Source organism: Terriglobales bacterium (assembly GCA_035457425.1).
Taxonomy (GTDB): domain Bacteria; phylum Acidobacteriota; class Terriglobia; order Terriglobales; family Acidobacteriaceae; genus JACPNR01.
In genome coordinates, this window is sequence record DATIBR010000059.1 from 1 (window position 1) to 10,715 (window position 10,715).

Annotated in this window: 10 protein-coding genes and 1 tRNA gene; 3 read left to right on the forward strand and 8 right to left on the reverse strand. The window is 66.9% G+C overall.

From position 1 onward, the window contains the following. The 4 genes from VLA96_04260 to VLA96_04275 form a co-directional block, all read right to left on the reverse strand. Positions 1-881 (reverse strand): D-alanine--D-alanine ligase family protein (locus tag VLA96_04260; GenBank protein HSE48401.1); only part of this gene is annotated, 881 nt, incomplete at its 3' end. A gap of 95 nt (positions 882-976) precedes the next feature. Beyond that, complete coding sequence (locus VLA96_04265) at positions 977-4,138, reverse strand: hypothetical protein (GenBank protein ID HSE48402.1); 3,162 nt, start codon at positions 4,136-4,138, stop codon at positions 977-979. Positions 4,139-4,250: 112 nt separating this feature from the next. Then, the gene (locus VLA96_04270; protein HSE48403.1) at positions 4,251-5,069 is read right to left on the reverse strand and encodes a hypothetical protein; all 819 of its coding nucleotides are present in this window, start codon (positions 5,067-5,069) and stop codon (positions 4,251-4,253) included. A 277-nt stretch (positions 5,070-5,346) separates the two neighbouring features. Beyond that, positions 5,347-7,014 (reverse strand): hypothetical protein, encoded by a 1,668-nt coding sequence (locus tag VLA96_04275; protein HSE48404.1) that lies wholly within the window; start codon positions 7,012-7,014, stop codon positions 5,347-5,349. Positions 7,015-7,198: 184 nt separating this feature from the next. On the opposite strand from VLA96_04275, the gene VLA96_04280 reads away from it, so the two are divergent. Further along, complete coding sequence (locus VLA96_04280) at positions 7,199-7,405, forward strand: hypothetical protein (GenBank protein HSE48405.1); 207 nt, start codon at positions 7,199-7,201, stop codon at positions 7,403-7,405. On the opposite strand, the gene VLA96_04285 is transcribed toward VLA96_04280, so the two are convergent. The 4 genes from VLA96_04285 to VLA96_04300 all read right to left on the reverse strand — a co-directional run bounded on the left by VLA96_04285 (position 7,406) and on the right by VLA96_04300 (position 8,731). After that, the gene (locus tag VLA96_04285; GenBank protein HSE48406.1) at positions 7,406-8,086 is read right to left on the reverse strand and encodes an energy transducer TonB; all 681 of its coding nucleotides are present in this window, start codon (positions 8,084-8,086) and stop codon (positions 7,406-7,408) included. Between the two features lie 65 nt (positions 8,087-8,151). Beyond that, on the reverse strand, positions 8,152-8,436 hold the full coding sequence (locus VLA96_04290; protein HSE48407.1) for a hypothetical protein: 285 nt from the start codon (positions 8,434-8,436) through the stop codon (positions 8,152-8,154). Between the two features lie 16 nt (positions 8,437-8,452). Continuing rightward, positions 8,453-8,623, reverse strand: a complete 171-nt coding sequence (locus VLA96_04295; protein HSE48408.1) for a hypothetical protein — start codon at positions 8,621-8,623, stop codon at positions 8,453-8,455. Between the two features lie 31 nt (positions 8,624-8,654). Further along, positions 8,655-8,731 (reverse strand) — tRNA-Pro (locus tag VLA96_04300). 210 nt (positions 8,732-8,941) lie between these two features. Here VLA96_04300 and VLA96_04305 point away from each other — a divergent pair. Both VLA96_04305 and VLA96_04310 read left to right on the forward strand, forming a co-directional pair. Next, positions 8,942-10,327, forward strand: coding sequence for a radical SAM protein (locus tag VLA96_04305; GenBank protein ID HSE48409.1), 1,386 nt, complete (start codon positions 8,942-8,944; stop codon positions 10,325-10,327). 3 nt (positions 10,328-10,330) lie between these two features. Continuing rightward, positions 10,331-10,715, forward strand: a 385-nt coding sequence (locus VLA96_04310) for a CoA-binding protein (GenBank protein HSE48410.1), incomplete at its 3' end; no start/stop codon positions are given.

Consider the following 10,715-nt stretch of genomic DNA (forward strand, 5'->3'; position numbering starts at 1 on the left):
TACTTGGCGGCGTAGTCGTAGAACTCAGCGGAGGGGACGATCTCGCCGGCGATAGAGGCCAGCGGCTGCTCATTGCCGAGGACGGAGCACTCGATCTCGCGGGCCTTGCCGTGCTTCCCTCCGCCGACGCCCTGCTCGACGATGAGCTTGCGGTCGAAGCCGGCCGCGAGTTCCATCGCGTCCTTGAGTTCGCCGCGGCTGCGGACCTTGGAGATGCCGACCGAGGAGCCGAGGTTCGCGGGCTTCACGAAGACCGGGTACTTCAGCGCCTTTTCGATGCGCTTGTGGACGCGCTTCATGTCGTCTTCCCAATCGGAGCGCAGCACAGTGACGTGCTTGACGATGGGGAGTCCGGCCTGGGCGAAGAGCTTCTTCATGACGTCCTTGTCCATGCCGCAGGCGGAGCCGAGGACGCCGGCGCCGACGTAGGCGATGTCGGCGAGCTCGAGCAGGCCCTGCACGGTGCCGTCTTCGCCGAAGGTGCCGTGGAGCACGGGGAAGATGACGTCGACCTCGATGGCGGAGGGGCGCGCGCCGGGGGAGATGAGGTCGTTCGCGGAAGACTGGAAGGCGCGGAGTTTCTGGGAATCGGATTCGGTGGGGACGGGGGGGACGATGATCTCGTCGCCGCGCGCGAGGACGGCGGCGCCGAGGGTCTTGCCGGGGTCGCCGGCGCGGAGCGTGGTCGGCGGCGGCTCGCCCTTGAGCAGCGCCTCGGCGTGCTGCGCGACCAGCCAGTGGCCGCTCTTGGTGATGCCGATGGGGACCACGTCGTACTTGGCGGGGTCCATGGCCTTCATGACGGAGGCGGCGGAGAGCAGCGAGACCTCGTGCTCGCCGGAGCGGCCGCCGAAGAGAACGCCGACGCGGAGCTTCTTCACACAGCCTTTGTACCACGGAGGCACGGAGAGCACGGAGAAGAGCAAAAAGAAAGCGCCGGCGAGTCGCCGGCGCTTCCCTGCGGTGTTCGTTGTGGTCAGTCGCGTTCGAAGCGGTGGTGCATGGTGGTCATGGCTTGCCCGCCGCCGGCGCCGCCGGAGGTCTGCTTCTGCCACTCGGCTTCGGAGATGACCTTGATCTCGGGCATCTTCTTCGCCTTGAGCGACTTGTTGAGCGACGGGAGCTGCTTGCTGGTGGTGTCGTTGAACTCCTTGACGACGTCGTCGAGCTCGCGGCTGAGGGCGTCGGCGCGCGCGACCTGGGAATCGGTCGGGCGGCCTTCGTAGCTGTTGACGTCGCCGTAGAGTCCGCCGAGGTACTCGCGCAGGCGCTCCTCGCCGGTGATGGCGCCGCCTTCCTTGGTGGCGACGATCTTGCCGCGGATCTTGTCTTCGGCGGCGGCGAAGGCAGCGAGCTGCTTGCGGAGCTTGTCGTTGGCGGGGAGCCTGGCGGCGGCGGCCTGCGCCTGGTCGCGCACGCCGAGGATGGCGGCGACCGCCCAGCTCATGTGGTTGAGGCGCGCGCCCAGCTTCTGCACGAGGTCGAACTGCGCCTTGCGGTCATCGGCGGTGTACTTGGCGCGCGGGTCGAGCACGACGTTGAGCTGCGTGGTGTAGGTCTGGTCGCCCTTGGTCATCTTGACGGTGTAGGCGCCGGGGAGGACGCGCGGCCCGTTGAAGGTGCCGTACATGGCGGTGGCGGCGGGCGGCACGGTGGGAGCGGGCAGGCGCATGGACCAGCGCGCGGTGTTGACGCCGCGCTTCTTGCTGGGCGCGACGGTGTCGATGAGCTTGCCGTCGGCGGAGAAGATCTCGATCTTCAGGTCGCCGAAGATGTGGCGGCTGCGCTGATAGAACGGGATGCTGGCGGCGTCGGGACGCGGCGGACCGGAGAAGGAGTTGGAGCCTTCGGGCCATCCGCCGAACGCGGGGAGGTACTGCACGGCGGGCGGCGCGGGCAGGAAGCCGGCCTGCTGCTGCATGTTCTCGGGGGTGAGGGCGCGCCAGGGCGCGATGTTGTCGATGATCCAGATGCCGCGGCCGTGGGTGCCGAGGACGAGGTCGGAGGTGCGGGGGTGGACGACGAGGTCGCGCACGGCGACGTTGGGGAAGTTCGAGCCCTTGTACTGCGCCCAGTGCGCGCCGGAGTCGATGGAGACCCAGAGGCCGAACTCGGTGCCGAGATAGAGCAGGCTGGGATCCTTGAGGTCCTGCTTGATGACGTGGGCGTAGCCGCGGACGCCGGCGAGGTCGAACATCTTCCAGGTCTGGCCGAGGTCGGTGGTCATGCCGGCGTGGGGAGCCATGTCGCCCTGCATGTGGTAGTCGAAGGCGGCGAAGGCGGTGTTCTCGTCGAACTCGCTCGCCTGGACCCAGGAGGTGATGGGGGCCTTGGCGGGCAGCTTGAGGTTGGCGGTGACGTTGGTCCAGTTCTTGCCGGCGTCGCGGGTGACCTGGACGTTGCCGTCGTCGGTGCCGACCCAGATGATGTGCGCGTTCTTGGGCGACTCGGAGATGGCGTAGACGGTGGTGTTCATCTCGGCGGCGGAGTTGTCGATGGTGACGCCGCCGGATTCTTCCTGCTTCTGCTTCTCGGGATCGTTGGTGGTGAGATCGGGCGAGATGCGCTCCCAGGATTGTCCCTGGTTGGTGGAGCGGAAGAGGAACTGGCAGCCGAAGTAGAGCGTGTTCTTGTCGCTGGGGCTGACCTGGATGGGCGTGTTCCAGTTGCAGCGGAGCTTCTTCTCGCCGTAGTCGGGATAAGGCTTGATGGCGCGGGCCTCGTGGGTCCAGCGGTTGACGCGGCCGATCTCGCCGCCCTGGGCCTCGGCGTAGATGTAGCTGGAGTCGGCGGGGTCTTCCCACATCCAGAAGCCGTCGCCGCCGAACATGTTCTCCCAGCGGGCGTTGCTGACGCCGTCGGGGTAGGAGGAGTCGCCGACCCAGGAGCTGTTGTCCTGGAGGCCGCCGTAGACGTGGTAGGGATCGGCGTTGTCGACGCTGACATGGTAGAACTGCGAAAGGGGCAGGTTGGCCATGTGCTCCCAGCGATTGCCGCCGTCCATGGAGCGCCAGAGACCGCCGTCGTCGCCGGTGTAGATGATGTTGGTGTTGGAGGGATCGATCCAGACGTCGTGGAAGTCGCCGTGGGCGTCGTTGCCGACGGAGCTGAAGGCCTTGCCGCCGTTGGTGGAGAGCAGCAGCGGGCCGTCGACCTTGAAGACCTTGTTCTCATTCTTGGGATCGACGATGAGGTTGGCGAAGTAGAAGGGGCGCCAGACCATGTACTGGCTGGCGTCGCCCTTGGTCCAGGTCTTGCCGCCGTCGTCGGAGCGGAAGAGCGAGGACTGCTTGGACTCGATGAAGGCGTAGACGGTCTGGGGCTTGCCGGGAGCCTGGGTGACGGCGATGCGGCCGTAGGGTTTTTCGGGCATGCCGCCGGCGGAGATCTCGGTCCAGTGCTCGCCGCCGTCGGTGGACTTGAAGAGTCCGGAGCCGGGGCCGCCGGAGCGGAAAGTCCAGGCCTGGCGGCGGAAATCCCACATGGCGGCGTAGACGACGCCGGGCTCGGAAGCGACGGCGCTCAGCATGGCGCAGCCGCTGGAGGGATTGGCGCCGGCGAGGACCTTGCGCCAGGACTTGCCGCCGTCGGTGGTCTTGTAGACGCCGCGGTCGGGGCTGTCGCTCCAGAGCGCGCCGACGACGCAGGCGAGGACGGAGTCGGAGTCCTTGGGGTCGACGATGATCTTGGCGATGCGCTCGGAGGACTTGAGGCCGACGTTGGTCCAGTTCTCGCCGCCGTCGGTGGACTTGTAGATGCCGTCGCCGATGGAGACGGTGTTGCGCGTCCAGGGCTCGCCGGTGCCGACCCAGATGGTCTTGTGGTTGGAGGGGTCGATGGCGACGGCGCCGATGGATTGCACGGGCTGGTCGTCGAAGACGGGGCGGAAGCGGGAGCCGCCGTCGACCGACTTCCAGACGCCGCCGGAAGCGGCGCCGAGATAGATGGTGATGCGGCCGTTCTCGTCGACAGCGTCGAGGGCGGCGATGCGGCCGCTCATCATGGCGGAGCCGACGTTGCGAGCGGGCAGGCCGGAGATGGTGGCGGAGTCGTACTTCACGGTGGGCTGCTGGGCGAGCGCGAACGTCGCGAGGAGGATGACTGCCAGGATCAGTGCAAGAGCTTTCAGGTTCCGCATCGTCGTTTCCTCAGGGGCTAAAGCCCCGAAATCTTTTTGCGTTGCAACGCGGCCCTCAAGGGCCGCTCTTCCACCGCACGGCTGAAGCCGTGCCCTTTCTGTCCGCCCTCGGCTACGGCTTGGGCGGTTCGGCAGCGGGCGGCTTGGGCTTGTCCTTCTTCTTCTGCGAGGCGTCTACGGCCTTGGGAGCGGGCGGCGAGGGCGGGGCCGCGGGCATCTTGAACTGCGCGTCGTCGGCGGGGACGTTGGCTTCCATGGTGGACCACACGATGGTGGGCGCGTTGGAGAGGTCCTTGCGGCGGCCGGAGGACTGCACGAACGGGAAGTAGACGCCGTTGACCTGCTTGTAGGAGCCGTACTCGGTGTTGAGCTCGCGCACGCTGCCGCGGAGGAACTGCTGGCGCTCGGTGCGGAACTCGAGGAAGGTGTCGGGGTCGAGGTAGTAGTAGTAGATGTCGCCGTTCTTGAGGGTGACCTTGAGCTTGAGGGCATCGTCGCCGTCGACGGTGGTGTGGCCGAGGTACTCGACGGTGTTGCCCTTGGCCTTGGCGTCGACCAGGGGGCCGGAGATGAGGTCGGCGTCTTCGGAGATGTCGCGCAGGTCGTCTTCGCCGAGCAGCTCGGGATCGCGGCGTCCCTGGAAGGGATTGATCTGCCAGCCGGTCTGGCCGTCGAAGGCCTGGATCTGCGTCATGCCCTGAAGCGCGAACGTCTGGCGGAGTTGATTGGGCGCCTTGCCGAGGACGGTGACGTCGGCGGAGAAGCCGCTGGGCTCCTGATAGCGGCCGACCATCTTCAGGGTCTTGATGGCTTTGATCTTGTCTTCCCCGCCCTTGGCGGCGATGTTCTTGGCGACGAGCTCCTCGGCGGTCTGGCCGAAAGCAGCAAGGGAGAGACAGAGCAGGAACAGGATGGGGGGCAAGCGACGCATGATGGTCTCCTCAAGATTGCGCAAACAAACTAAAGAGTTGCGACGGGAACGGCAAGGGGCCGGAGAAAAAAATCGCTCAACCGGCGGCCCAGAGGCACACCAATCCGGAGGGTTGGACGGTGAGGAGAGCGAGGGGTTAGCGGGAAAGTGGTCAGTGGCCAGTGGTCAGTGGCCAGTGGTCAGTGCGCTCGCTCGGAATGAGAAGAGAAAAGCGCGGGCGGAAGGCCCGCGCTCCTGCCGGCTGAAGCCGGCGCTGCGTTGAGCCGGCGCTGCGCGGTTACAGATCGCCCTCCTGGAGAGGTTTCTCCGCTTTCTGCCAGGCGGACTTGTACTCGTTCATGACGAAGGAGGAATCGTAGTCCTTGCCCTGGCCCTTGAGGGCGAGAGCGAGGCCGAAGAGCGAGCGGCCGCTGCGACGGTTCTTGGCGAGGTCGTCGCGGAAGACCTGCTCGGCCTGCTGGTAGTCGTTGGCGCGCAGGAGGGCGGCGCCGAGCGACTCGCGGACCGAGTAATACCAGTCGGGCGGCTCGGAATAGGCGACCTTGTCGTACTCCACCAGCGCCTTCTTCCAGGCGTCGATGACGGCGGCGTTGACGCGGGCAGGGCCTGCCTTGGCTTCGGCGATGCGGGCGGCGAGCACGGCGTCGGCGACCTTGGCGACTTGCGCGGCGGTGTTGCCGACGGTCGAGACCATCATGTCGGGCGGGATGGCTTTGGCGTGCTCGACGAGGGCGGCGTGTTCTCCCTCGGCCGCGGCGATCTCCTGCTTGGCGGCGGCGGCGACGCCGCGGGCGTAGTGGTACATGGCGGTCTGGAAGTGGCGCGAGGCGGCGGGGGCGGGCAGCTTGAGGATGTCGTCCCAGCGGTGGAAGCGGGCGAGCACGAAGTAGCGCGTGGGCATGAAGCCCTCGAGCATGGGAACGGCGGCGACGTGCGCGTCCACGTTCTTCTCCAGGCGGCCGGTGGAGCGGAGCGCGGCGGCGAAGCGGCCGTCGGCGCCGTAAGCGGCGGCGAGGAAGTGGAGGTTGTGGCTGTAGTACATCAGGGTGTAGAGGCCGGGCTGTCCGACGCGCTTGAGGTAGGCGGCATCGGCAAGGGCGGCGGCTTCGTTCACCTTGGCGGCGTTGTCGAAGTCGCCCGTGCGGATGTAGATGTGCGCGGGCATGTGGACGAGGTGGCCGGACTGCGGGGCGAGGGCGCCCAGGCGATCGGCGCTGTTGAGGGCGCGTTCGGGCGACTCCGAAGCCTCGACCGCGTGGATGTAATAGTGGGCCGCGCCGATGTGGTTGGGATCGCGGCGCAGCACGCCCTCGAGCGTGGCGACGATCTCCTCGGTGCCGGGGGCGGGCTGGCCGTCGGGCGTCCAGAGCTTCCACGGGCGGAGCTGCATCATGCTCTCGGCGAACAGCGTGGCGGCGTCAAGGTCGTCGGGGTAGTCGTCTTTCAGGTCGCGCATGGCGTTGGCGAAGGCGAGGTCGAGCGCGTTGAGGTCGGCCTTCTTGTCGTTGGTGTAGCGCTTGGCGAGCGCCGCGATGTACGCCTGCTCCGACTTGGAGGCCTGGGGTGCGAGCTTGAGCGCCTGCTGGATGTGGTCGTAAGCCTGGAGCTCGCGCTCCCAGTCGACCGGCATGTTGTAGTTCGGGCCGACGGAGTAGGCGATGCCCCAGTGGGCCATGGCGAGGTTGGGATCGAGCTTGGCGGCCTGCGCGAAGGCCTTCTCGGCCTCGGCGTGGTTGAAGCCGTAGATGAGGTTGAGTCCCTGGTCGAAGAACTTCTGCGCCTCGGCGTTGGAAGTGGTGACCGGGTGGTGGACGCGGCCGAAGCCGGGCGCGAGCGTGGCGGCGGCGGGCTGGGCGGCCGCCTTCTTGGGCGCGCCATGGTCCATCTGGGCGGCGAGCGGCAGGACAACGACGAGAACGGTGACGGCAAGGGACAGCTTACGCATGGAGCCTCCTGGTGGAGTGACTGGGGCCGGAGAGTCAGCGTGCAGATGATGACGGGTGAAGCGGTGTACTAGGAATATTGCGGCGGCGCGGCGGTGTCAAGTCCGGGAAGCAGCCGGCGATTTTTCCCTGCGGAAGCGCGGGAGGTCGCCCGTAGAATCAGTCCGCCGAAGGGCAGGAGGGACCATGGCAAAGAAAGCAATGAAGACGCCGCTGACGCGGGCGGCGGTGCAGATCGGGACGGCGCTGGGGAAGGCGACGCGGGCGGCGCGCGAGGTGGGGAAGGTGACGCCGCAGACGCGCAAGGACCTGAACCAGATGAAGAAGTCGCTGAAGTCGCTGGTGCGCGAGGTGGAGCGCGCGACGAACCGGGTGAAGAAAGCGTTGCGATAGCTAGCTGGGGAAGTGGAAGTGGACGTCGTGCTTGGAGGCGATGGGCACGCCGTTGCGGGTGGCGGGGCGGAAGCGCCAGTCGCGGAGGAGCGCGAGCACGCGCTCGTCGATGCCGTAGCCGATGCCCTGGAGCAGGCGCTGCTCGATGACGGAGCCGTGCTCGTCGATGGTGACCTCGACGATGACGTCGCCGTGCACGCCATCGGGAAGCTGGTCGCGCGCGATGCGCAGGTCGGGGAAGACGACCGGAAGAGCCGGCTTGATCTCCTCGCCGTAGCTGAGGCCGTAGTAGCTGGTGCCGTAGGGGGAGCCCGGCTCGCGGGTGCCGCTCGGGTCCTTCACGTCGAGGGCGTTGGTGCGCTTCTGGAGGCGGCCGCCGGCGTGGTCCTCGGCGGGCTTGGGGAGGACGAGCTGCGCGGTGCGTCCGACGGTGCGCGCGTTGAGGTCGGGCGGCGCGAGGAGCGTGACCGAGGCGACCGCGCCGGCGTTCCCGCCCTGGCCCCTGGCAACCGGGCGCGGGGTGATGAACAGGGGCGCGACCGGCCAGGCGAGCGCGGCGAGAAGCGCGGCGTGCGCGAGCGCGGAGCAGGCGAGCGACGAGATGCGGCGGCGATGTCTGCCGCCCTGCGTGCCCGCCAGCGTGATCCACTCACGCCGGTCCTGTTCCCCGAAAAAGCCCATGCTTGCCTGTTCGACGCGCGACGCGCGCTGGGGTCATCGTACCGCGAAACGGGCGGCGCCGGGGGCTAGGAGCGCGGGTTGCGCTCCCAGATGCCGAGCACCAGCCGCCACATGTCGATCTCGATCTCGAACTGGTGCTTCACGGCGCTGTAGCCCGAGGGCAGCATGGCGAGGTTCGCCTGAAGCTGCTGCAGGTAAGAGCGCATCTTCTCGAGGTCGTCGGGGGTGACGGCCGGTCCGTCCGGAGCAGCAGGCTTCTGGGACTGCGGCCCGGAACTGGGGCGCGCCTGGGAAAGTAGTGGCGCGGTCAGCAGCAGAGCGGCGAGCGGGAGCGCTTCCCTGCGTTCCATAAGGGCTCCTTGGATGTCAGCGGCTGTTGCGTTGGGCCGCTGCCGCGGCCTTTGCCTTCTTTTCCTCGGCATGGCGCTGGCGGATGCGAGCGGCGGCGGCGGAAAGGGAGGCCATGCGCTGCCTCATCTTGGCGTTCCTGCGGTCGCGCAGATTCTGGCGCGCGTGGTCCCCGTTGATCTTCGACATGAGTGGCTCCTGAGTTGAACGGATAAAAAAATGGTCGGGACGGGCAGATTTGAACTGCCGACCCCTCGCACCCCAAGCGAGTGCTCTACCAGGCTGAGCCACGTCCCGACACAGGAAATGAGGCACCGCGGAGCGCGGTGCCGGGGTACCACTTATTTTACACGAGCCGGCGCGGCGGTCCGCGCGCGGTGGAGTTTCTGAAGCAGGGCGAATCGCGCCGTGAGTCACCGACATCACTTTCGGTGGTGACGGTACTCACGGACCGCTGATATCCCGCTGAGGCAGACTTTCCCGACGTCTCCGGATCCGGCACGGCACATGAAGATCCTGCTCCTCCAGCCACCGAAGGCCCCACTCACCATCGGAGGAGAGGATGTCTTCGTCTATGAGCCGCTGGCGCTGGAGTATGTGGCAGCGGGAGTGGCTGCCGATCACGATGTGCGCATCCTCGACATGCGGTTCGGCCAGGACTTGCAGCCGGTCCTCGAGGAGTTCCGTCCCGATATCGTCGGCCTGACGGCCTATACCGTGCACGTGAACGTCGTCCGGAGGCTGTGCGACACGATCAAGAGATGGTGCCCTGAGGTTCTTACGGTCGTCGGCGGACACCACGCCACGATCCTGCCGCAGGACTTTGCCTCTCCGTCCATCGACGTCGTGGTGATCGGGGAAGGGGTGTTCACCTTCCGCGAGCTCGTGTCGCAGTGGGAGACGCGGGGCGAGCTCAGCAGGATCCGCGGACTCGCATTCGCAACGGAGAACGGGATGGTCACGACCGAGCCGCGCCCTGCGCTGGAGCTCGACGAATTCCCCTTCCCCGCCCGGTCCCTGACGGCGCAGCACCGATCCAACTACTACAGCGAGTGGATGCGTCCGCTGGCGTCGATGCGGACGTCGAAGGGGTGCCCGTACCGGTGCAGCTTCTGTGCGCTGTGGAAGCTTGCCGGCGGCCGCTACTTCCGGCGTGCGCCGGAGAAGGTCGTGGAGGAACTGGCCGGGATCGAGGAACCGTTCGTCTTCTTTGCAGACGATGAATCGCTGGTGGACGCGGAACGGATGAAAAGGCTCACCGACCTGATCCGGGCCGCGGGGATCAAGAAGCGGTACTTCCTCTACGGCCGCTCCGACACCATCGCTCGCCATCCCGACCTGCTGGAGCGGTGGCGGGAGGTGGGACTGGAGCGGGTGTTCGTGGGGTTCGAGTTCTTCCGGGAAGAGGACTTGCTCTACATCCGGAAGGGCTCGAAAGCGGCCGACAACGAGGCTGCGGCCAGGGTGTTGAACGATCTCGGCATCGAGGTTTATGCCTCGTTCATCGTGCGGCCGGAATTCCAGCGCGAGGACTTTGCGGCCTTCGCTCCGTATTGCCGCCGATTAGGGTTGCGCTTTGCGACCTTTGCCGTGCTCACACCGCTGCCGGGAACCGATTTATACGCAGAGACTCAAGACCGGCTGATCACGCGCAACTACGATCTCTTCGACTTCATTCACACGCTGCTGCCGACGGCCCTGCCCCTCGACGAGTTTTATGAACAGTACTTCCGGCTGTACCGGACAGCGATCCCGCTCACGCGGCAACTGGCGGTCTGGCGGAAGTTCCGCTGGAAAGACATTCCGCGGGTGCTATCGCAGTCGCGGCATGTGCTCAATCGCGCTCGGCATGCGTACGAGGACTATGGGACGACGGCCGCCACGAGGACGTGACCTATGTCATCTGAAAACGTTTCGCTGAAGACCATTGAGGAGTTCCTTGCGCAGAAGCGGATCGCGATCGTCGGCATCGCGCGAGATGCAAAGAGTTTTAGCGCGATGCTGGCGCAGGAGTTCGACCGCCGCGGGTATGACGTGGTGCCGGTGAACCCCCACACGGCGGAAGCGCTCGGCCGGCGCTGCTTCGCCCGCGTGCAGGATATCGAGCCAGCGGTCGATGCCGCCTTGCTGATGACGTCACCCGAACTCACGGACGCGGTCGTACGCGACTGCGTCGCGGCAGGCATACGGCGAGTGTGGATGTACCGAGGTGTCGGCCAGGGCGCGGTCAGCGAAGAGGCCGTCCGGTTCTGCCGCGAGCGGGGCATTGAGGTGGTGGCCG